The following is a 21,767-nucleotide window of genomic DNA, read 5'->3' on the forward strand; positions in this document are numbered from 1 at the left end:
GCCCCTCAAAGGTCTGCGTGCGTGGAGGGCTGGATGCCGGAACAAGTCCGGCATGACGGGAGAAGCGTTTTGACGCTCACCCCTTCATCTGTCGCCGCGCCGCCTTGATCGTTCCCGGCCCGTAAGGCGGCTTGATCCCGGCGAGTTTGGCGACGTCGAGCTTCGCCTGTTTGAACACCGCCTTGGCATGGCTGAACGTCCGAAAGCCGTCGCGCCCGTGATACGCGCCCATGCCCGACGGCCCGACGCCCCCGAACGGCAGATCCTCCATCGAGACGTGGAACACCACGTCGTCGAGCGTCACCCCGCCCGAGATCGTGCGATCGAGCACCTGGCGGCGTTCCTTCTCATCACGCCCGAAATAATAGAGGCCCAGTGGCCGCGCGCGCCGGTTCACCTCGCCGATCGCGCCGTCGATCGTGTCGTAGCGCCTGACCGGCAGGATGGGCCCGAAAATCTCCTCCTGCATCAGGATCATGTCGTCGGTCGCATCGCGGACGATATGGAGCGGCATCTTGCGCGCGTTGGTGCCGCCGAAATCCTCGCCCGCCGGGTTGACGGTCTCGATCGTCGCGCCCTTGGCACGCGCATCTTCGAGCCACGACGACAGCCGCTCGAAATGCCGGTCGTTGACGATCGACGTATAGTCGGGATTGGCCAGCAATGTGGGATACATCGCCGACGCCGCCGTCTTGATCCCCTCGATCACGCGCGGCTCCTCCTCGGCGGGCACGAGCATATAATCGGGCGCGAGGCAGATCTGCCCGGCGTTGAGCATCTTGCCCAGCGCCACGCGCTCGGTGGCTTGCTTCAAATCGGCCGAACGCCCGACGATCACCGGCGATTTGCCCCCGAGTTCGAGCGTCACCGGGGTCAGATTGTCGGCCGCCGCGTGGAGGATGTGCCGACCGATCCCGGTCGCGCCGGTGAACAGCAGATGATCGAACGGCAGTTCGGAAAACGCCTTGCCGACCTCCGGCCCGCCCGACACGAACGCCAGTTCCTCGGGCGCGAAATACTGCGCCGCCAGTTCCTCGAACAAGGCGGCGACGCGCGGGGTATATTCGCTGGTCTTGACCATCGCGCGGTTGCCCGCCGCGAGCACCCCGGCAAGCGGGCTCATCACCAGATTGACCGGGAAATTCCACGGCGCGATCACGCCCACCACCCCCTTGGGTTGGTATTCGACCCACGCGCGCGCGCCGAGCAGCCCGAGCGGGAATTGCACCTTCCGCTTTTCGCGCGCCGCCCAGGCGTCGACATGCTTGATCGCGTGGTTGATCGGCGCCACCGAGCCCGCGATGTCGGTCACCAAGGATTGCTCGCGGCTGCGATGCCCGAAATCCTCGGAGAGCGCGTCGCAAAAGCGCGTCGCATGATCCGCGATCATCGCCGCAGCACGCCGCAACCGATCCTTGCGCACCGCGATTCCCACCGGCAGTTCGTCCATGAACGCCGCGCGTTGCCGTGCCAAAAGGTCGTGCATCTCGATCATCGCCGCATCCTCTCGCGCGCTTGTTGACATTGATGTTAGCACGAGATCGACCTTCGGTCAGGCTGGTTTCTCGCGTCAAAACCCACCTCAAGGACGCTGTTTCCGCCACCCGGACTCGTTCCGGGGTCCAACGCGCCTCAAGCGCTGGCGCTCGTGGAGGGTTGGATGCCGGAACAAGTCCGGCATGACGAACGAGGAACCTTTGTAAACGCTGCCGTACACCCCTAAATCGCGCACAGCAGATCATAAACGGAGCCGCCGATGCCCACCGATCCGATCGTCATCCTGTCCTACGCGCGCACCCCGATGGGTAGTTTCCAGGGCAGCCTTGCCGGCGCGTCGGCGACCGATCTCGGCGCGGCGGCGGTGGGCGCGGCGGTGGCACGCGCGGGCGTAGACACACAGGCGATCGAGCGCATCTACATGGGCTGCGTGCTCCCCGCCGGGCTCGGCCAGGCGCCCGCGCGGCAGGCGGCGCTAGGCGCCGGGCTGCCGCAGCATGTCGAGGCAACGACGGTCAACAAGATGTGCGGATCGGGGATGCAGGCCGCGATCATGGCCGCCGATGCGCTCGCGGCGGGCTCGGTCGATCTGCTGATCGCAGGCGGCATGGAGAGCATGACCAACGCGCCCTATCTCTCGATGAAGCACCGCTCGGGCGCGCGGCTGGGGCATGATGTGCTCAAGGATCATATGTTCCTCGACGGACTCGAGGACGCCTATGAGCCCGGCCGGCTGATGGGCAGCTTCGCCGAGGAAACCGCCGCCGAATATCAGTTCACCCGCGCCGATCAGGATGCGTTCGCGATCGCCAGTCTGGAGCGCGCGCAGCAGGCGCAGAAATCGGGCGCGTTCGACCGCGAGATCGTCCCCGTCGAGGTGGCGACGCGCAAGGGCGGCACCACGATTACACTCGACGAGCAGCCCGCCAAGGCCGACGCCGCCAAGATCCCGACGCTCAAGCCCGCCTTTGCCAAGGACGGCACGATCACCGCCGCCAACGCCTCCTCGATCTCGGACGGCGCGGCGGCGCTGGTGATGACACGCCAGTCGGTCGCCGATCGGTTGGGGATCAAGCCCGTCGCCCGCATCATCAGCCACGCCGCCCACGCGCACGCGCCCGCCAAATTCACCACCGCCCCCGTCTCTGCGATGCAGAAGGCGCTCGACAAGGCCGGCTGGCAAGTCGGCGATGTCGACCTGTTCGAGGTCAACGAGGCGTTCGCGTGCGTCGCGATGATCGCCATGCGCGATCTCGGCATCGCGCACGACGTGCTCAACATCCACGGCGGCGCCTGCGCGCTGGGCCATCCGATCGGCGCGTCGGGCGCGCGCATCATGGCGACGCTGCTTTCCGCGCTGGAGACCACCGGCGGCAAGCGCGGCCTCGCTTCGCTGTGCATCGGCGGCGGCGAAGCGACCGCGATCGCGGTGGAACTGGTGAGCTAGGGTCTGCACGCCGACCTTCGCCGGGGAGGAGAACAATCGCGCGGTGCGCTATCAGTCCACCGCCTCGCCCTCATCGACACCCCAGAGGTGACTCTTCTCCACGAACCCGCCGCGACGGCCAACAGTGAACCAGCACCAGCTCGCCGAACATTTGCTGATCCGCCCGACCACGCCCGGCTCGGCGCGCCAGTTGACCGCGGCGCCGGCGTTTGGCGCCGCCCGCAGTTCGGCGATCGCATCGCGGACGATCGCGGTGCGCTGCGACGACAGCAGGTTGACGAGCATCCATCCTTGCGTGCCGTCGGGATCCTCCACCTTGCGCCAGTCGCGATAGACCGCGACCACCTTGATCGGCAGATCGGCACGCACATAGAGCCAGGTCGCCGGATAGGTGCGTGCGGGGCCGGTGCGCATCCGCGCCTTGCTCGCAGCGATCGACGCATAATAAGGCGGCTCGCGCTTCTGCGCCGCGACATCCTGGGTCGCGATCACTGCAAGGCCCAGCACCGTCACGAGAAAAACGAACCAGGCCCACAATCGCATTCACTGTCCCCTGATGCACGCGTCGCGCCGACCCTAGGACGAAGCCCGACCCGCCTTCAACCACCGTTGACGCACGCGCTTACTCGCGCCAAGCCGATGCCATGCCCGAAACGAGACAAGCCAGGCCAAGGGTAGTGGTCACACGCGAACTCACCGACGCGGTGATGGAGCGGATGGAGGCGCTGTTCGACGCCACCAACAACCGCGCCGACGTGCCGATGACGCGCGACCAACTCGCCGAGGCGATGGCGACGTGCGACGTCCTCGTCCCCACCGTCACCGACGTGATCGACGCCGGGCTGATCGAAGGCGCGGGCGAACGGCTGCGCCTCATCGCCAATTACGGCGCGGGGATCGATCACATCGCCTTGCAGGCGGCGCGCGCGCGCGACATCATCGTCACCCACACCCCCGGCGTCCTCACCGAGGACACCGCCGACATGACGATGGCGCTGATCCTCGCGGTGCCGCGCCGGCTCGTCGATGGCGAGAAACTGATCCGATCCGGCGACTGGAGGGGCTGGAGCCCGGGCGGGATGCTCGGGCGGCGGATCGGCGGCAAAAGACTCGCGATCGTCGGCATGGGCCGGATCGGCCAGGCGGTCGCCGCGCGCGCGCGCGCGTTCGGGCTCTCGGTCCATTACCACAACCGCCACCGGCTGCCGCAGGTGCTCGAGGCGCAATTGGGCGCGATCTGGCATGCCGATCTCGACGACATGCTGCGCATCGCCGACATCGTCTCGATCAACGCACCGCATACCGAACAGACCCAGCATCTGATCGACGCGCGGCGCCTCGCGCTGCTGGGCAGCCACGCCTATCTGATCAACACCGCGCGCGGCGAGATCATCGACGAGGCCGCGCTGATCGAGGCGCTCGAACAGGGGCGGCTCGCGGGGGCCGGGCTCGACGTCTACGAACGCGAACCCGCGGTCGATCCGCGGCTGCTCGCGCTCCCCAACGTGACGCTGCTGCCGCACATGGGCTCGGCGACGATCGAGGGCCGCGCGGCGATGGGCGACAAGGTCATTGCCAACATCCGCGTCTGGGTCGACGGCCATCGCCCCCCCGATCAGGTGCTCGAAGGCTGGATCTGACGACAAGCCACGCGCAACCAACATCCCGCTACATCGTTACGGTGCTGTGCCATTTCCGGCAGCGGGAGGGGGCCTTCGGCCACACGCCATGTTCGATCGCTTCTTCACCGTCATCGCAAGCAGGATCGCCGGGTTCGCCGGCCGGCCGGCGGCCTTTATCCTCGCGACCGTCTTCATCTTCGTGTGGGCCGTCACGGGGCCGATCTTCGCGTATTCGGACACCTGGCAACTCGTCGTGAACACGGCGACGACGATCGTCACCTTTCTGATGGTATTCCTGATCCAGAATTCGCAGAATCGCGACGCCGCGGCGATGCAGGCCAAGCTCGACGAGCTTATCCGCACGCTCGACGGCGCACGCAACGGCTTCATCGGGATCGAGCACAAGACCGATACCGAGGTCGAGAAGATCCGCGATGCCCTCGAAAAAGAGAGCGAGAACGAGGCCGTCCGCGCCAGCACCAGCCAAACGCTCGCCAAGCTGCTGAGCCGGTAGAACCGATCGACGGGAAGCGGAACCCATGCCGCGCCCGCGACATTGTTCTGATCGAGATCAAGGGAGACCAATGATGCGATTCAATCGGAACGTGAGCGTGATCCTGCTGTCGGCGGTGGTGCTCGCCGGATGCGCGACAGCGCGCGGCGCGGCGATCGGCGCCGCCGGCGGTGCCGCAGTCAGCGCGGCGACCGGCCACAGCGTCGAAAAGGGCGCGGCCGTCGGTGGCGTCGCGGGTGCGGTGGTCGGCACGGCCACCGACTGAACAGCGGTTTTTCCTCGGTGCCAACTCTCAAACAGGCATCAATCCCCGGTCAGGATGCGATCGACGAGCTGCTTCACCGTCGGCACGAACCCGTTCGAATAGAAGGGGTCACGCTTGAAGTTCGACGCGGCGTGGCCGGCGAACATCAGGTTGTTCTCGATCGGGCCACCGTGCGCGATATCCTGCAACGTCTTCTGGATGCAGAAGCTGCGCGGATCGGCGAGGCGGCCGGTCGAATTGGTGTCGGTATCCGCCCATGACGAGAACAGACACTGGCTGAGGCAGCCCATGCAATCGGCCTGATCCTTGCGGATTTCCTTCTTCTCGGCATCGGTCACGAAGACGAGCGTGTTGTCGGGCGTCTTGAGCGCCTCGGTAAAGCCTTCGCCGAACCATGTCCGCGCGCGCAGCAGATCGTTGCGCGTCACCCAGAAATTCTTGCCCTTCACGCCGACGTCGAGCTGGAACGTATGGTCGCCCGCTTCCTGCGTCGAGAACGGGATCTGCCGTTCCGATCGCGCCTCGAGATTGCGTAGGAACGGGGTGCGCACCGCGCTCGAATAGAAGCCGGTCGGCGAGAAGCGGTGCAGCAGCACCTCGTCATCGTCGATGTCGAGCAGTTTATCCTTCCACCCCTGCGGGATCGGACTTTCCTTGGTGAGCAACGGCCGGGTGCCGAACTGGAACGCGATCGTGCCCAGTTCGGGATTGTCGATCCAGTTGTTCCAGTCGCGCAAGTACCAGACGCCGCCCGCCATCACGATCGGCACGTCGTCCGAAATGCCGCCCTCGCGCATCGTCTCGCGCAGCGCCTTGACGCGCGGGTACGGGTCTTCCGGCTTCAGCGGGTCTTCGGCGTTGGACAAGCCGTTGTGTCCGCCAGCGAGCCACGGGTCTTCGTAGACGACCGCCGCCAGCCATTCGGACGCCTTCGAATAGGCGCGCTTCCACAGCGCGCGAAAGGCGCGCGCCGAGCTGACGATCGGCAGGTAATTGACGTTGTACGACGCCGCGATCTCGGAAAGCTTATAGGGCATGCCCGCCCCACAGGTCACGCCCGCGACCAGCCCGCGCGTGCGTTCGAGCACGCCGTGGAGCACCCGCTGCGCGCCGCCCATCTCCCACAGCACGTTGATATTGATCGCGCCCTCGCCGCCCGCGATCTCATGCGCGCGCTGCACCTGCTGGACGGCGCCTTCGACGGCAAAATCGATCAGTTCCTCATGCCGTTCGCGCCGCGTCAGCGCCTTGTAGACCTGGGGGATGATCTTGCCGTCGGGATCGTAGCTGTCGGCGTTGACGGCCGAGACGGTGCCGATGCCGCCCGCCGCCGCCCAGGCGCCCGCGCTGGCGTGATTCGTCGCGGAAACGCCCTTGCCCCCCTCGATCAGCGGCCAGACTTCACGACCGTTGTAGATGATGGGCTTCACGCCTTTGAACACGCATACCTCCAAATGAAACTGCCGACGCTTATAACGGCGCGCCGCCGGGACGCGAATACTTTCACGGGTCAGAGTTTGATTCGACGTTCAGCCGAAAACACCCGGCCGGCCGATCGCGCCGGCGTACAACGCGGCGTAGCGCGCGATCATCACGTCCTCGTCGAACGTCGCCTGCGCCTTCGCTTGATTATGCGCCCCCACCGTCTTGCGCACCGCCTTGTCGCGCGCGAGCATGGTGATCATGTCGCGCAACTCGACCGCATCGACATGCGGCGCGATATACGGCCAGTTCGCCTCCGCCACCATCTGCCCGACATCGCCGACCGAGGGCGCCGCGACCGGCAGCCCGGCCGCCATCGCCTCGATCACCGAGATCGGGAATTGCTCGCTTTTGGACGACAAGGCGAAGATATCGAACAACCCGACGAAGCGATGCGGTTCGGGCAGGAAACCGGGCAAATGCACGCGATCGCCGAGCCCGAGCAAGGCGGCGGCACTTTCGATCGCCGCGCGTTCCGGGCCTTCGCCGACGATCACGATCCTGAGCTTGCCCGGCACCCCCGCGCATGCGCGCAGCAGCATCGGCAGGTTCTTCACCGCGCGCAGCCCCGCGAGCGAGCCCACCACCAGTTCACCCGGCTTGCGGCGGAAGCCGGGGATCGCCCGGGGATCGGGCTTTACTGCATAAAGCGCGGTCGGGATGCCGTTGGGGATGCGGTGCAGCTTCGCGGCGGGCTGCTTCCAATATTGGATCGCGATCCGTTCGAGCAGATCGGAGGGCACGACCAGCGCCGCCGCCGCGCCCAGCGCGATCCGGCGATACATGTTGCGTTCGACCTTGAGGTGATCGGCCTCGTCGGCGTTGAAGCCGTCCTCGTGATGGATCAGCGGCGGCATCCCCTTGGTGAAGGTGCAGCGCGCCATCACGGCATCGACCGCACCCCAATTATAGGTCAGTATCAAATCGAACCGCCGCATGTAGCGCGTCAGCGCCTCGAACCGCTTGACCGAGGGCCGGCCGGTGAGCGGCGGCGGATCCTGCGCGATCTCGTATTTGATGCCGGGCGCGATCGCGTCGCGCGCCGACAGCGCGTCGGGCACCCCCGACACGATCGTGTGCCGCGCCGCATCGCCGAATGCGTTCATCAGCCGCACCGCGCGCGCTTCCTTGCCGCCGAGGTCGAAGGCCGAATGGAGGTGAAGGATGTGCACCGGCATGTCGGGTGGCGCGCTTAGCGGGATTCGCTCGCCGCGTCATCCCGTTCGGACATCGCGTGCAGCCGCGTGGTCATATCGCAGTCTTGCCGAATTCCTGCCGCGTCACCGGATGGCTCGATGACAGCCCGCCATCGACGACGATCGCCTGTCCGTTGATATAGCTTGCCTCGTCCGAGGCCAGGAACAGCGCGACCCGGCCGATCTCCTCGGGCTCGCCACCGCGCCGCAGCGGGTTGAGGCCGCCGATCCGATCCTCCTTGCCGTGCTCGCGCGCGTAATCATAGGCGCGTTTGGTCATCCCGGTCTCGATCAGGCCGGGGCAGATCGCGTTGACGCGGACATTGGAGCCCGACAATTGCTGCGCCGCAAGCTGGACGAGGTTGATGACGCCCGCCTTCGAGGCCGAATAGGCCGGGCCGCCCGCCCCCGAACGCAGGCCCGCGACGCTTGCCGTACACACGATCGCTCCCTTGCCGCGCGCGACGATCCGGGGTGCTGCGTGCTTGATCGCGAGGAACGGGCCAATCAGATTGACTCGCAATACCTCGGCCCAGGTCTCGGGCGTATCCTCGAACAGACCGGGAATGCCGCCGCCGATCCCGGCATTGGCGTAGACGATGTCGAGCCCGCCGAACCGCTCGCACGCCAGCGCGACGGCGCGCGCCACATCATCCTCATTGCCCGCGTCGATCCGAATCGCCTGCGCGGTGCCGCCATCCTGCACGATCATCGCGGCCGTCTCGTCGGCGCCGTCGGTCTTGTCGGCGCAGACCACCTGCCCGCCCTCGCCCGCGAACAGCCGCGCGGTCGCCCGCCCGATCCCCGACCCCGCGCCGGTGACGATGATCGATTTTCCGGTAAACCGCATTTGCACCTCCGTCATGCCAGCGCAGGCTGGCATTCATGTCTCTTTCGATCTGCCGCGCCGTTGCGAGCCGTCGCAACAGACATGGTCCCCAGCCTGCGCTGGGGTGACGGTTGCTATTCCGCCCCCGCCTTCACCGCGAAATCCCAGCTCGCCTTCGCCAGCCGATAGACCTGCCCCGCCGATTTCTCGGCCTGCGCGCTCGAGGCGGTACCGTCGACGATCCGTTTCTTGATCCCCTGGACGATCCCCGTCAGCCGGAACAGGTTATAGCTGAAATACCAATCGAGATCGGGCACGCCGTCGCGCCCCGTCGCCACGCAATAGCGCTCGGTCATCGCCTCGATCGTCGGGATGCCGGTCTCCGCCCCCGTCCGCCCCCTGACCCCCGAACGGCCCTCGGGATCGGTCACCCAGCTCATCAGGAAATAGGAGAAATCGGCAAGCGGATCGCCCAGCGTCGACAATTCCCAGTCGAGCACCGCGATGACGTGCGGCTCAACCTTATCGAAGATCATATTGTCGATGCGGTAATCGCCGTGGACGATCGACGTCCGCGTCTGCGGCGGGATCGTCGCGGCGAGAAAGTCGATCAGCCGCTCGACCTCGGGCATGTGCTCGGTTTCGCTCATGCGATATTGCCTGGTCCAGCGCGCGACCTGGCGTTCGAAATAATTGCCCGGCTTGCCGTAATCGCCGAGCCCCGCGCGGACGAAATCGGTGCCGTGCAGCGCCGCCAGCGTATCGCACATCGCATGGTAGAGCGCGGTGCGCTCGGCGGGGCCATAATCGGGCAACGTCCCGTCCCACAGGTTGCGCCCGTCGGCATAGCCCATGACGTAGAACACCGCGCCGATCACGCTCTCGTCGGTGCACAACCCATAGGGCCGCGCGACCGGGAAGCCGGTCGGGTGCAGCCCCGCGATCAGCCGATATTCGCGATCGACCGCGTGGGCCGAGGGCAGCAGCGGCCCGAACGGCTTGCGCCGCAGCACATAGCGGCCCGAGGGGGTGTCGAGGCGATAGGTCGGGTTCGATTGCCCGCCGGCGAACTTGGCATAGGTGAGCGGCCCGCGGAAACCCGCGACGTGCGCTTCCATCCACGCGGTGAGCGCCGCTTCGTCGAGTCGATCCTTTTCGGCAACCGCGACGGTGTCGATCTCGCCCGTCATATCCCGTCATTCCCGCGAAAGCGGGGGCCCATCTCCTGCCGTCGACGCCTGGCGTGACCATCGGGAGATGGGTTCCCGCTTTCGCGGGAATGACGATGAAGAAGCGGGTCCATCAGAACACCACCACCGATCGGGTGGCGTCGCCCTTACGCAATTCGTCGAACGCGTGGTTGATCTGCTCGAGCGGCAGCCGCTCGGCAATGATCGTGTCGAGATCGAGCGCACCACGCAGATAGAAATCGACCAGCCGCGGGATCTCGACCGGAAAGCGGTTCGCCCCCATCAGCGCGCCTTGCAGCCTCTTGCCCGACAACAGATCGAGCGCGGACAGGCCCACCGTTTCGGCCAGCGGCATCATCCCGAGGATCGTCGCGGTGCCCCCGCGCCGCAGCACCTTGACCGCGGTCGCCGCCGATTGCGGTCGCCCGACCGCCTCGATCGCGTGATCGACGCCGCCGTGCGTGATCTCGATCACCTCGTCGGCCGCTGTCTCGGACAGCGCATCGACGACGTGCGTCGCGCCCAGTTTCTCCGCCAGCGCGCGCTTGTCGGCGACCGGATCGACCGCGATGATCTTGCCCGCACCCGCGATTTTCGCCGCGTTGATCGCCGCCAGCCCGACGCCGCCGCAGCCGACGACGCACACGCTTTCGCCCGGCGTCACGTCGGTCGCGTTGAACACCGCGCCCGCGCCCGTCGTCACCGCGCAGCCGAGGATCGCGGCGCGATCGAGCGGCATGTCGCGATCGATCGCCACGCACGCATGTTCGTGGATCAGCATCTGTTCGGCATAAGCCGACAGGTTGAGCATCTGGTGGACGATCTGGTCGCCCATGCTCAGCCGCGGCGGTTGGCCCTTGGCGCGCTTGGTGTCGGGCGCGATGCACAGCGACATCCGCCCGGTGACGCAAAATTCGCAATGCCCGCAATAAGCCGACAGGCAAGAAACGACATGATCGCCGGGCTTGACCGTGCGCACCTCGTCGCCCACCGCCTCGACCACGCCGGCCGCCTCGTGTCCCGGGATCGTCGGCATCGGATGCGGATAGGCGCCATCGACGAAATGGAGGTCCGACCGGCATACGCCGACCGCGGCGGTGCGGATCAGCACCTCGTGCGGGCCGGGTTTGGCGATCGCCACGTCTTCGATGCGAAGAGGTTGCCCGGCTTCAAAAAGAACGGCTGCTTTCATCACCTACCTCGTCACCCCAGCGGAGGCTGGGGTCCCTGTCTTTCGCGGGCGGCACTTCGATCAGAAATAGACCCCAGCCTTCGCTGGGGTGACGGATCACCGCCGCGCCATGTCCTTCGCGGCCACCGCATCGGGCAATGCGGCATATTTCCCGAACTCGTGCCGCGCGATCGCGCGGTTGTGGACCTCGTCGGGCCCGTCGGCGAAACGCAGCGTCCGCATCGCGGCCCAGGCGTGCGCGAGGCCGAAATCCTGGCTCACCCCACCGCCGCCATGCGCCTGGATCGCATCGTCGAGGATCTGGAGCGCCATCATCGGCGCCGCCACCTTGATCATCGCGATCTCCTGCTGCGCCGCCTTGTTGCCGGCCTTGTCCATCATGTCGGCGGCCTTGAGGCACAACAGCCGCGTCATCTCGATATCGATCCGTGCCTTGGCGATCCGCTGTTCCCACACCGAATGATCGGCGATGCGCTTGCCGAAGGCGACGCGCGTCAGCAGCCTTTTGGCCATCGCCTCGATCGCGGTTTCGGCGACCCCGATCGTGCGCATGCAATGGTGGATGCGCCCCGGCCCCAGCCGACCTTGCGCGATCTCGAACCCGCGTCCTTCGCCGAGCAGCACGTTCTCGGCGGGCACGCGCACGTCCTTGAGCAGCACTTCGCCATGCCCGTGCGGCGCGTGATCATAGCCATAGACCGACAGCATCCGCTCGATCGCGACACCCGGCGTCTCCATATCGAGGATCAGCATCGATTGCTGGGTGTGGCGGTTGGCCGCCGTATCGGTCTTGCCCATCAGGATCGCGACCTTGCAGCGCGGATCGCCGACCCCGCTCGACCACCATTTGCGGCCGTTGACGACATAATGGTCGCCCCCGGAATCCTTGGCCCGCACCATGCTGGTCTGGATATTGGTCGCGTCGGACGAGGCGACCGCGGGCTCGGTCATCAGGAAGGCGGAACGGATCTCGCCGTTCATCAGCGGCCGCAGCCAGCGTTCCTTCTGCGCGCGCGTGCCGTAGCGATGGAACACTTCCATATTGCCGGTATCGGGCGCCGAGCAGTTGAAGCACTCGCTCGCCCAGCCGATCTTGCCCATCTCCTCGGCGCATAACGCATATTCGAGATTGGTGAGTTGCTCGCCCTCGAACACGAACGAATCGTCAACATGCGCGCGGCCCGATTGCGGCGGCATGAAGAAATTCCACAACCCCGCCGCCTTTGCCTTGGCCTTGACCTCCTCGATGACACCGAGCACTTTCCAGCGCGCACCTTCATGCGCCTCGGCATCGTGCTCGGCCTGGCGCGGACGGATTTCGCGATCGATGAAATCGCGCACGCGATCACGCCAGTGCGTCTCGCGATCCGAAAGCGTGAAATCCATACCGCCGTCCCTATCCCGTGTCGCCTCAGCCGCAGCCTAGTCCATACCCGATATTCGGTAAAGTCGCCTTACCGGCCCCCAGCGTCGCCTGAGGTGTTCGAGCGTGCCAATATAGGCGGGGTGCAAAAAGCTACTGTTTCTTCGAAACGAAGCTGGTAATCTGGCGTGATGCAGGGGGCGCAACCGGTAACGCAGAGCGACGAAGGGGGCGCGAAGGGCATGACCTTCGCCGATGTCGCGCGGCGGGTCGGGTTGAACACCACCAGCGTCACGTATTATTTCAAGCGCAAGGACGATCTCGCCGCTGCCTGTTTCGAGCACACGCTCGATACGCTGATGGCGATGCTCGACGAGGCGCAGCAAGAGCCGACCCCCGAGGCCCGCGTCTCGCGCTATCTCGCGATCAACATGGAGCGCTTCGCCCGGATCGAGCGCGGCGAGGAGACCGCGTTCGCGGTGCTTTCCGATCTGCGCGCGATGGAGGAACCGTATCGCGACCCGCTGCTCGCGGGCTGGCGCGAGGTGTTCCGCAAGACGCGCGCGCTGTGGGGCGACGACACCGACAAGGCGCGCCACGATCTGTTCGGCGCGCGCGCGCACGTCCTGCTCGAGAACACCTTCTGGCTGCCGGTCTGGCTGGTCCGCTACGATCTCGATCAATACGATCGCGTCGAAATGCGGCTGATGGAGGTGTTCGCGCACGGCATCGCCGCATCGGGCGAGCACTGGGCGCCCGACCTGATCGATCTCGAACACGATCAGGCCGAGCCGGGGCGCGAGCAATTCCTGCGCGCCGCCACGCGGCTGATCAACGAACTCGGCTATCGCGGCGCCTCGGTGCAGCGGATCGCGAGCGAATTGAACGTCACCAAGGGCAGCTTCTACCACCATCTCGACGCCAAGGACGATCTCGTCATCGCCTGTTACAAGCGCAGCTTCGACACGATCGCCGAGGCGCAACGCCTTGCCGACGAACGCGGCGGCACCCATTGGCGGCGGCTGTCGAGCATCATCGCGACGCTGCTCGACGTCCAGTTCTCGGAACGCGGGCCGCTGCTGCGCACCACCGCGCTCCACGGCCTGCCGCCCGGCGTGCGGCAGGCGATGGTCGACCGATCGAACCGGATCGCGCGCCGCTATGCGGGCACGATCGCCGACGGCATCGCGGGCGGATCGGTGCGCGCGATCGATCCACTGATCGCCGCGCAGACGCTGATGGCGCTGCAAAACGCCGCGTTCGACATGCGCAAATGGGCCTCGACGATGCCCCGCGACCGCGCGGTCGCGCTGTACGCTTCGACGCTCGCCTTCGGCCTGTTCGACGATCGCGTGCTGGCCGAGTGAGGCAGGCGGCGCTTCTGCGGAAGCAGGAGCACGAATGTTGGCGTCGAAAGCTCCGCTACCTCTCCCCCAAGCAAGCATGAATTGGCACGCGGCGCCGCGCACGCCAGATTCGCCGCCATGCCAAGTCTTCTCGATCCTGGCGCGCGTGGGCGCGTCATTCTTGTCGGTGCCGGTCCGGGCGATCCCGGCCTGCTCACCGTGCGTGCCGTCGAGGCGCTGCGGTCGGCCGATGTCGTCGTTCATGATGGGTTGATCGATCCGCGCGTGCTCGATCTCGCGCCGGTCTCCGCGCAACGCATCTCGGTCGCGAAGCAGCGTGCGCGCCACACCGTGCCGCAGGACGCAATCAACGCGCTGATCGTCGCGCACGTCAAGGTCGGCTCGATCGTGGTGCGATTGAAGGGCGGCGATCCCTTCATCTTCGGTCGCGGTGGCGAGGAAGTCGAGGCGGTTCGCGCCGCCGGCCTGCCCGTCGAAGTCATCCCCGGCGTGTCGGCGGCGCTCGGCTGCGCGGCGGAGGCGATGCTGCCGCTCACGCATCGCGATTACAGCTCGGCGGTCAGCTTCGTCGCGGGGCAGTGCAAGGGGCTCACCGATCAGGATTGGTCGGGGCTCGCCGGGCGGGGCCGCACCCTCGTCATCTACATGGGCGTCGCCACCGCGAGCGACATCGCCGACAAATTGATGGCCGACGGCGTCGCCCCCGACATGCCCGTCGCGGTGCTCGAAAAGGGCACGCTCGACGGCGCGCGCGCGCTCAGGACATTGCTCGCCGATCTCGGCGCGATGGTGACGCGCGAGGCCGTCCAGAGCCCGGCGATCATCATCGTCGGCGAGGTCGTCGACCTGTCCGACGCCGAGGACAAGCTCGCCCGCTGGGCGCGAATCGCGGAGACCGTGGCGTGAAGCTCCTCACCGGCAACGATCTCAAGACCGGCGCGGTGACGTGGTGGACCGGCCGCGACTGGTCGATCCACATCGAGGACGCCGTCGATGTCGGCGAGGAAGGCGATGCGATCGGATCGGCCGAGGAAGGCGCGCGCCGCGTCAACGGCCCCGTCGTCATCGACGCCGAGGCGACCGCCGACGGGCCGCGCCCCGCGCATATCAAGCACCGCATCCGCGCATTGGGGCCGACCGTGCGCCCCGATCTCACGCTCAAGCCCGCCGACCCGCAGGCCGGCAACTGGGTGATCTGACATGTACCGCTACGACCAATACGACCAGCAGATCGTCGACGCGCGCGTCGAGGAATTCCGCGATCAGGTGAAGCGCCGCATCGCCGGCCATATGACCGAAGACCAGTTCAAGCCGCTGCGGCTGAAGAACGGGCTCTATCTCCAGCTTCACGCCTATATGCTGCGGATCGCGATTCCGTATGGCACGCTAAACCCCGCACAGGTGCGGATGCTGGCGCATGTCGCGCGCACCTATGATCGCGGCTATGCGCATTTCACCACGCGCCAGAACATGCAGTTCCACTGGATCAAGCTCGAGCAGGTGCCCGACATCCTTGCCGATTTCGCCAAGGTCCAGCTTCACGCGATCCAGACCTCGGGTGAGAGCATCCGCAACATCTCGGCGGATCAATATGCGGGCGCGGCCGCCGACGAGATCGCCGATCCGCGCCCCTGGGCCGAACTGCTCCGCCAGGTGACGACCTTCCACCCCGAATTCAGCTATCTGCCGCGCAAGTTCAAATTCGCTTTCACTGCCGCGCCGGGCGACCGCGCGGCGATCCGCTGGCACGACGTGGGGCTTCGCCTCGTACGCAACGACGCGGGCGAGGATGGGTTCGAAGTGTATGCCGGCGGCGGGATGGGGCGCACCCCCTTCATCGCCGAGCTGATCCGCGCGTTCTGCCCGGCGGACAGGTTGTTCAGCTATTGCCAGGCGATCCTGCGCGTGTGGAACCGGCACGCGCGGCGCGACAACATCCACAAGCAGCGGATGAAGATCCTCGTCCACGATCTCGGCGTCGAGGAATTCACGCGGCAGGTGGAAGAGGAATTCGCGCATATCGCGACGCTCGGCAACGATCCCCCGCGCGCCGAATTCGATCGCATCGCCGCGTATTTTGCGCCGCCGCCGTTCGAGACCGGGCTCTCCGACGAGATCGATCGATCGGACCCCGATTTCGCGCTCTGGGTCGATCGCCAGACCGCCGCGCACAAGGCGCCCGGCTATGCGATCGCCAACATCAGCCTCAAGGCGATCGGCGGCATCGGCGGCGACATCACCGCCGATCAGATGGACGTGGTCGCCGACTTGGCCGAACGCTACAGCTTCGGCGAAACCCGCGTCACCCACGCGCAGAATGTGGTGCTGCCCCACGTCCGCAAGGCCGATCTCTACGCGGTATGGCAGGCGCTCGTCGCGGCGGGACTGGCGGACGTCAATCTCGATCTCGTCACCGATATCATCGCCTGCCCCGGCCTCGATTATTGCAGCCTCGCCAATGCGCGCTCGATTCCGGTCGCGCAGAAGATCGCCCGGCGCTTCGCCGATCTCGAGCGGCAGCAGGATCTGGGTGAGCTGAAGATCAAGATCTCGGGCTGCATCAACGCCTGCGGGCATCACCATGCCGGGCATATCGGCATCCTCGGCGTCGATCGGAAAGGCACCGAAAACTACCAGCTCCTGCTCGGCGGATCGGGCGCGGAGGATACCACGCTCGCCAAGATCACCGGCCCCGGTTTCGACGAGGACGGCGTAGTCGACGCGGTCGAGAAGGCGATCGAGACCTATCGCGGCCTGCGCACCGACGGCGAGCGCTTCCTCGACACCTACCGCCGCGTCGGCATGGAGCCGTTCAAGGAGGCGATTTATGGGTAAGCCGTCCATCGTCACCCCAGCGAAGGCTGGAGCCCATCTCTATCGCGAGAGGGATCAACTGAATCGCCGATCGATACAGACATGGATGCCAGCCTTCGCTGGCATGACGGAGGTGTTGTATGGCTGACGCCTTGCGTTTTCGCACCGACACCCCGGCCGACGAGCCCGCCGTGTCGCTCGATTCATTCCTCGATCAGGACGATTCCGCCTCGGTCCGCATCGAGGCGGGCGACGACGTGCGCCGCCTGCTCCCCGTCCTCGATCGCGTTCGGCTGGTCGAAGTGGATTTCCCGCGCTTCCGCGACGGGCGCGGCTATTCCTCGGCGCGGATCCTGCGCGAATCGGGCTATACCGGCGAGATCAAGGCGACCGGTGACGTGCTGGTCGACGAATTGCTGTTCATGCGCCGCTGCGGCTTCGACAGTTTCGCCCCCGATGCCCCGCTCGATCCCGACACCGTCGAACGGCTGCTGACGATCTACCCGCACGTCTATCAGCACGCCGCCGACGATGCGGTGCCGGTGTGGAAATTGCGGCATGGCTAGTCGCGCGCGCGACGTGATCGACACCGGCCCGCGTTTCAGCCAGGCCGATGCGATCCGGCTCAACAATCTGTTCCGCGGCAACGACGCGGGCGAGATGCTCGCGGCGGTGATCGCCGACGGCCTCGTCGGCAGCGCCGCGATCGTCTCGTCGTTCGGCGCCGAATCGGCCGTGCTGCTGCATCTGGTGACGCGGGCCGCGCCCGATTTGCCGGTGCTGTTCCTCGACACCGGCAAGCATTTCGCGGAAACGCTCGCCTATCGCGACCTGCTCGCCGATCGGCTCGGCCTCAACCTTGTCAACCTCACGCCCGACCCGGCCGACCTTGGCGCGCGCGACGAAACCGGGCTGCGCTGGTCGTACGATCCCGACGGCTGCTGCGAGATCCGCAAGGTAAAGCCGCTCGCCCGCGCGCTCGCCGGGTTCGACGCGAGCTTCACCGGCCGCAAGGGCTTCCAGTCGACGACGCGGGCCGGCCTGCCCCGCTTCGAGATCGACACCACCGACGATGTCGGGCGGCTCAAGATCAACCCGCTCGCGAGCTGGGCACGGCAAGACATCGCCGCCTATTTCGAGACGCACGCGCTACCTGCGCACCCGCTGGTGGCCGATGGCTATCCCTCGATCGGTTGCGCGCCGTGCACGAGCAAGGTCCAACCCGGCGAAGACCCGCGCGCGGGCCGCTGGCGCGGCTGGGACAAGGTCGAATGCGGCATCCACGTCCCCGACAAACCGGGCGAGGAACCGTTCCTCTAATTCGCAGTCACCCCAGCGAAGGCTGGGGTCCATGTCTCTCTCAATCGAGGTGCAATGTCGGATACAAGTCCGACCAGTCCGGATTGGATCGCCCAATCAGGTTGAGCTTCCAACTCCGCTTCCACGCCTTCAGCGCTCTCTCACGAGCGATCGCTTCCTCAATCGTGTCGTAAGGCTCAACCAAAACGAGCCGCGTCAGCCTATATTTCTTGCAAAAGTCAGATCCAGTGCCCGATCTATGCTGGTGGACGCGTGCTGCAATGTTGCTCGTCACGCCAATATACAGCGTGCCACTTGGCTCGTTGGTCACGATGTAAACGTAGCCACGCCTCATAATTGGCAGCTTGAACCGCAACAGGCATGGATGCCAGCCTGCGCTGGCATGACGAGTTGGCGTCGTCCCTCTCAATAGCTCGCCGAATTGCGGTAGTCGCTCACCGCGAGATCGCTGAACCGCGTCACTTCGGGCTCGAACTTGAGCGTCACCTTGCCGGTTGCGCCGTGGCGCTGCTTGGCGACGATCAACTCGGCGAGGCCGAACACGCGTTCCATGTCGGTCGCCCAGCGCGCGTGATCCTCGAAAATCTTGGCGTCGTCGCCTTCGGTCGGGCGCTTGGGCTCTTTCGAGCCGACATAATAATCCTCGCGGAACACGAACAGCACCATGTCCGCGTCCTGCTCGATCGAGCCCGATTCGCGCAGGTCCGAAAGCTGCGGGCGCTTGTCTTCGCGCTGCTCGACCGCGCGGCTGAGCTGCGACAGCGCCAGCACCGGCACGTTGAGATCCTTGGCCAGCGTCTTCAATCCGCGGCTGATCTCGGAGATTTCCTGCACGCGATTGTCGCTGCCGCCGCGCCCCGAGCCCGAGAGCAACTGGAGGTAATCGACCACCACCAGCCCGATCTCATGGTTGTGCCGCCGCTGGAGCCGCCGCATCCGCGTGTGGAGCGCGCCGATCGAGATGCCGGCGGTATCGTCGATGAACAGCGGCAGGCTTTCGAGCTGCGCCGCCGCCGCGGCGAGCTGGCCGAATTCGCTACGGCTGATCTTGCCCATGCGCAGCGCCTCGGAACTGATCCGCGATTGCTCGGCCAGGATGCGCGTCGCGAGCTGATCGGCCGACATTTCGAGGCTGAAGAACGCGACCTTGGCGCCCACCGATTTCTCGGGCGCGATCCCGTCCTCCATGTCGCGCATCCAGCGGCGCGCGGCGTTGAAGGCGATGTTGGTGGCCAGCGACGTCTTGCCCATGCCGGGGCGGCCGGCGAGGATCAGCAGATCGGAACGATGCAACCCGCCGATCTTGGCGTTGACCGAATCGAGCCCGGTGGTGATCCCCGAAACGTTGCCGCCCGAATCGAGCGCGCGTTCCGCCATCTTGACCGCCAGCGTCGTCGCCTGTGCGAAGGTCTTGACCGCGTTCGCCGCGCCGCCATCAGCCGCGACCTTGAACAATTCCTCCTCGGCGGCCTCGATCTGCGCGCGCGGATTGACCTCCTCGGAGGTATCGAGCGCGCGATCGACCAGCGTCCGCCCCACCGACACCAACGCGCGCAGCATCGCGAGATCGTAGATCTGCTGCGCGAACTGCTTGGCGCCGATCAGCCCTGCACCCGATCCGGTGAGCTGCGCGAGATACGCAGGGCCGCCCAGCTCCTTCATCCCCTCGTCGGCCTCGAACATCGGCCGGAGCGTCACCGGGGTCGCGAGCATGTCGCCGGCGCGCAGCGTGCGGATCGCACCGAAGATACGGCCGTGGACGGGCTCGTAGAAATGTTCTTCCTCGATGCGGTCGAGCACATCGTCGGCGACGCGGTTGTCGATCATCATCGCGCCGAGCAACGCAGCCTCCGCCTCGACATTCTGCGGCAGCGCGGGGCCGTCGGCGGCGGGCGCCGGATGAGCAAGAGCAATGGTGGCCATGCCGTCCTTGTAGTCCGATTGGCTGGGCTCTCAAGGCCGAGATGACGGCGCCATGCTGTGGATAATGTGGAACCGATTGATTCCCCTCGTCCGCTCGCCGATAGGCGACAGCATGGCCGATCCCCGGATCATCGACGTGCAACTCGACGAGCGTACCATTCTGTGGCGCAGCGCGGATGTCGAACAGGAGCGCCGGATCGCGATCTACGATCTGCTCGAAGGCAATCATTTCGCGCCGCAGCGACCGCAGGTTGACGGCTATGCCGGCCCCTATCGGCTCACGCTCGCGGTCGAGGAAGGGCGTCTTGCGCTCAAGATAGATCGCGAGGATCGCAGCCATCTCGAAACGCACGTCATCGCGCTTGGTCGCTTCAAGCGCCCAATCCGCGATTATTTCGCGATCTGCGACAGTTATTACCAGGCGATCCGTGCCGCGACCCCGCAGCAGATCGAGACGGTGGACATGGCCCGCCGCGCGATCCACAACGAGGCCGCCGAACTGCTCCGGGAGCGGCTCGACGGCAAGATCGGGGTCGATTTCGATACCGCGCGGCGGCTGTTCACGTTGCTGTGCGTGCTGCACATCAGGGGGTGATGCGCGTGCTCAAAAGCCGAGTTGGGGTCATCGGCATGGTGGTGATCGTGCTGGCGATCGGCGCCGCCGCGCTGTGGACCAAGGCGATCCACTGGCGCCCCAACCCGGCGACCTACCCGATCCAGGGGCTCCACGTCTCGGCGGCACAAGGCGAGATCGCGTGGAACACCGTCGCCGCGCGCGATGCCGATTTCGCCTATGTCCGCGCGACCGACGGCGCGGTGCGCGATCCGCGCTTCGCCGCCAACTGGCGCGGCGCCGCCGCGGCGGGGCTACGCCGCGGCGCGATCCATCGCTGGTCGTTCTGCACGCCCGCGCGCGCGCAGGCCAACGCCTTCGTCACCACCGTGCCGCGCAGCGCCGACGCGCTGCCGGCGGTGCTCGACATCGCCTTTACCGACGAATGCGCGACCCGCCCCGATCGCGCCACCGCGATCGCCGCGTTCGAAACCTTCCTTCGCATCGCCGAAACGCATACAGGCGAGCCGATGCTGCTCAAGATTTCCAAGGCGGTCGCCAAGGCCTATCAGCCCGCCCGCTCGTTCGCGCGCCCGATCTGGAGCGCGCGCAATTTCTTCGCTCCCGATTACGCCACCCGTCCTTGGCGCGTCTGGCAGGCATCCGACATCCGCCGGGTCGAAGGCGTGGAAGGGCCGGTCGCCTGGGACGTGGTGGCGCCATGAGCGACATCGACATGCTGATCGCCGCAGCGCGCGCCGCCGCGGGCCACGCCCACGCGCCCTATTCGCGCTTCGCGGTCGGCGCGGCGCTGCGCCTCACCGACGGCAGCATCATCACCGGCGCCAATTTCGAGAATGCGAGCTACGGCCTGTCGCTGTGCGCCGAGACGGTCGCGCTGGCGAGCGCCAACGCCCAAGGGCGGCTCGCCGACGTGGTCGAAATCGGCGTGGTCGGCGGCGTCATCGGCGAAGGCGGCGCGACCGGCGAGGCACCGATCCGTCCGTGCGGCCGCTGCCGCCAGATCCTCAACGAAGCCGCGCAGATGGGCGGCCGCGACGTGCTCGTCCATTGCGCCGGCATGACCGGCGACGTGATCGAGACGCACAAATTGTCGGATCTGCTTCCTCACGCCTTCGGCCCTGCCGACCTCGGGATCGGTCGCGCACCGCGCTAACGCCGAGCCGCGCGTC

At 66.4% G+C, this 21,767-nt stretch carries 22 protein-coding genes and 1 pseudogene; 13 read left to right on the forward strand and 10 right to left on the reverse strand.

Features of this window, described 5'->3' with window-relative positions:
• Positions 1–76: 76 nt before the first annotated feature.
• Positions 77–1,486 carry a coniferyl aldehyde dehydrogenase gene (locus tag DFR49_RS07725; RefSeq protein ID WP_342768467.1) on the reverse strand — a complete coding sequence of 470 codons (1,410 nt, stop codon included), beginning with the start codon at positions 1,484–1,486 and terminating at the stop codon, positions 77–79.
• Between the two features lie 270 nt (positions 1,487–1,756).
• Here DFR49_RS07725 and DFR49_RS07730 point away from each other — a divergent pair, with 270 nt between their 5' ends.
• Positions 1,757–2,944, forward strand: coding sequence for an acetyl-CoA C-acyltransferase (locus DFR49_RS07730; protein WP_119035031.1), 1,188 nt, complete (start codon positions 1,757–1,759; stop codon positions 2,942–2,944).
• A gap of 51 nt (positions 2,945–2,995) precedes the next feature.
• On the opposite strand, the gene DFR49_RS07735 is transcribed toward DFR49_RS07730, so the two are convergent.
• Positions 2,996–3,487, reverse strand: a complete 492-nt coding sequence (locus tag DFR49_RS07735) for an SH3 domain-containing protein (protein ID WP_119035032.1) — start codon at positions 3,485–3,487, stop codon at positions 2,996–2,998.
• Between the two features lie 101 nt (positions 3,488–3,588).
• Here DFR49_RS07735 and DFR49_RS07740 point away from each other — a divergent pair, with 101 nt between their 5' ends.
• From DFR49_RS07740 to DFR49_RS07750, 3 genes are all read left to right on the forward strand, one after another.
• Positions 3,589–4,584, forward strand: coding sequence for a 2-hydroxyacid dehydrogenase (locus DFR49_RS07740; protein WP_119035033.1), 996 nt, complete (start codon positions 3,589–3,591; stop codon positions 4,582–4,584).
• A gap of 88 nt (positions 4,585–4,672) precedes the next feature.
• Complete coding sequence (locus DFR49_RS07745) at positions 4,673–5,080, forward strand: low affinity iron permease family protein (protein ID WP_119035034.1); 408 nt, start codon at positions 4,673–4,675, stop codon at positions 5,078–5,080.
• A gap of 73 nt (positions 5,081–5,153) precedes the next feature.
• Positions 5,154–5,345, forward strand: a complete 192-nt coding sequence (locus tag DFR49_RS07750; protein WP_119035353.1) for a YMGG-like glycine zipper-containing protein — start codon at positions 5,154–5,156, stop codon at positions 5,343–5,345.
• Between the two features lie 38 nt (positions 5,346–5,383).
• Here DFR49_RS07750 and DFR49_RS07755 read toward each other — a convergent pair whose 3' ends face one another.
• The 6 genes from DFR49_RS07755 to DFR49_RS07780 form a co-directional block, all read right to left on the reverse strand.
• Positions 5,384–6,787: an NAD(P)H-dependent flavin oxidoreductase gene (locus tag DFR49_RS07755; protein ID WP_119035035.1), complete on the reverse strand. Its 1,404-nt coding sequence runs from the start codon at positions 6,785–6,787 to the stop codon at positions 5,384–5,386.
• Between the two features lie 87 nt (positions 6,788–6,874).
• On the reverse strand, positions 6,875–8,005 hold the full coding sequence (locus tag DFR49_RS07760; protein ID WP_119035036.1) for a glycosyltransferase family 4 protein: 1,131 nt from the start codon (positions 8,003–8,005) through the stop codon (positions 6,875–6,877).
• A 70-nt stretch (positions 8,006–8,075) separates the two neighbouring features.
• Positions 8,076–8,873 (reverse strand): SDR family NAD(P)-dependent oxidoreductase, encoded by a 798-nt coding sequence (locus DFR49_RS07765; RefSeq protein ID WP_245968288.1) that lies wholly within the window; start codon positions 8,871–8,873, stop codon positions 8,076–8,078.
• Positions 8,874–8,986: 113 nt separating this feature from the next.
• The gene (locus DFR49_RS07770) at positions 8,987–10,042 is read right to left on the reverse strand and encodes a phosphotransferase family protein (protein WP_119035038.1); all 1,056 of its coding nucleotides are present in this window, start codon (positions 10,040–10,042) and stop codon (positions 8,987–8,989) included.
• A 112-nt stretch (positions 10,043–10,154) separates the two neighbouring features.
• Positions 10,155–11,234: a Zn-dependent alcohol dehydrogenase gene (locus DFR49_RS07775; RefSeq protein WP_119035039.1), complete on the reverse strand. Its 1,080-nt coding sequence runs from the start codon at positions 11,232–11,234 to the stop codon at positions 10,155–10,157.
• A 96-nt stretch (positions 11,235–11,330) separates the two neighbouring features.
• Complete coding sequence (locus tag DFR49_RS07780) at positions 11,331–12,620, reverse strand: acyl-CoA dehydrogenase family protein (RefSeq protein ID WP_119035040.1); 1,290 nt, start codon at positions 12,618–12,620, stop codon at positions 11,331–11,333.
• Between the two features lie 198 nt (positions 12,621–12,818).
• On the opposite strand from DFR49_RS07780, the pseudogene DFR49_RS07785 reads away from it, so the two are divergent.
• The 6 genes and pseudogenes from DFR49_RS07785 to DFR49_RS07810 all read left to right on the forward strand — a co-directional run.
• Positions 12,819–13,964: pseudogene (locus DFR49_RS07785) on the forward strand (TetR/AcrR family transcriptional regulator); the annotation flags it as partial.
• Positions 13,965–14,081: 117 nt separating this feature from the next.
• Positions 14,082–14,870: a uroporphyrinogen-III C-methyltransferase gene (gene cobA, locus DFR49_RS07790; RefSeq protein WP_119035042.1), complete on the forward strand. Its 789-nt coding sequence runs from the start codon at positions 14,082–14,084 to the stop codon at positions 14,868–14,870.
• The gene (locus DFR49_RS07795; protein ID WP_119035043.1) at positions 14,867–15,163 is read left to right on the forward strand and encodes a DUF2849 domain-containing protein; all 297 of its coding nucleotides are present in this window, start codon (positions 14,867–14,869) and stop codon (positions 15,161–15,163) included. Before cobA ends, DFR49_RS07795 begins: the two co-directional genes overlap by 4 nt.
• A 1-nt stretch (position 15,164) precedes the next feature.
• A complete protein-coding gene (locus DFR49_RS07800; protein ID WP_119035044.1) occupies positions 15,165–16,799 on the forward strand; it encodes a nitrite/sulfite reductase in 1,635 nt (544 codons plus the stop codon).
• Positions 16,800–16,918: 119 nt separating this feature from the next.
• Positions 16,919–17,344: a DUF934 domain-containing protein gene (locus tag DFR49_RS07805; RefSeq protein WP_119035045.1), complete on the forward strand. Its 426-nt coding sequence runs from the start codon at positions 16,919–16,921 to the stop codon at positions 17,342–17,344.
• Complete coding sequence (locus tag DFR49_RS07810) at positions 17,337–18,098, forward strand: phosphoadenylyl-sulfate reductase (RefSeq protein ID WP_119035046.1); 762 nt, start codon at positions 17,337–17,339, stop codon at positions 18,096–18,098. The genes DFR49_RS07805 and DFR49_RS07810 overlap by 8 nt, the downstream gene beginning before the upstream one ends.
• Positions 18,099–18,138: 40 nt before the next feature.
• On the opposite strand, the gene DFR49_RS07815 is transcribed toward DFR49_RS07810, so the two are convergent.
• Both DFR49_RS07815 and DFR49_RS07820 read right to left on the reverse strand, forming a co-directional pair.
• The gene (locus tag DFR49_RS07815) at positions 18,139–18,432 is read right to left on the reverse strand and encodes a GIY-YIG nuclease family protein (protein ID WP_119035047.1); all 294 of its coding nucleotides are present in this window, start codon (positions 18,430–18,432) and stop codon (positions 18,139–18,141) included.
• 71 nt (positions 18,433–18,503) lie between these two features.
• A complete protein-coding gene (locus tag DFR49_RS07820; RefSeq protein WP_119035048.1) occupies positions 18,504–20,021 on the reverse strand; it encodes a replicative DNA helicase in 1,518 nt (505 codons plus the stop codon).
• Between the two features lie 112 nt (positions 20,022–20,133).
• Between DFR49_RS07820 and DFR49_RS07825 the strand changes: the two genes are divergently transcribed.
• From DFR49_RS07825 to DFR49_RS07835, 3 genes are read left to right on the forward strand one after another with little or no spacing between them, the layout of a single operon-like run.
• Positions 20,134–20,616: a UPF0262 family protein gene (locus DFR49_RS07825; RefSeq protein WP_119035049.1), complete on the forward strand. Its 483-nt coding sequence runs from the start codon at positions 20,134–20,136 to the stop codon at positions 20,614–20,616.
• A complete protein-coding gene (locus tag DFR49_RS07830; RefSeq protein ID WP_119035050.1) occupies positions 20,616–21,299 on the forward strand; it encodes a GH25 family lysozyme in 684 nt (227 codons plus the stop codon). Before DFR49_RS07825 ends, DFR49_RS07830 begins: the two co-directional genes overlap by 1 nt.
• Positions 21,296–21,751: a cytidine deaminase gene (locus tag DFR49_RS07835; protein WP_119035051.1), complete on the forward strand. Its 456-nt coding sequence runs from the start codon at positions 21,296–21,298 to the stop codon at positions 21,749–21,751. Before DFR49_RS07830 ends, DFR49_RS07835 begins: the two co-directional genes overlap by 4 nt.
• Positions 21,752–21,767: the final 16 nt, after the last annotated feature.

This window comes from Hephaestia caeni (assembly GCF_003550065.1).
Taxonomy (GTDB): Bacteria; Pseudomonadota; Alphaproteobacteria; order Sphingomonadales; family Sphingomonadaceae; genus Sphingomonas; species Sphingomonas caeni_A.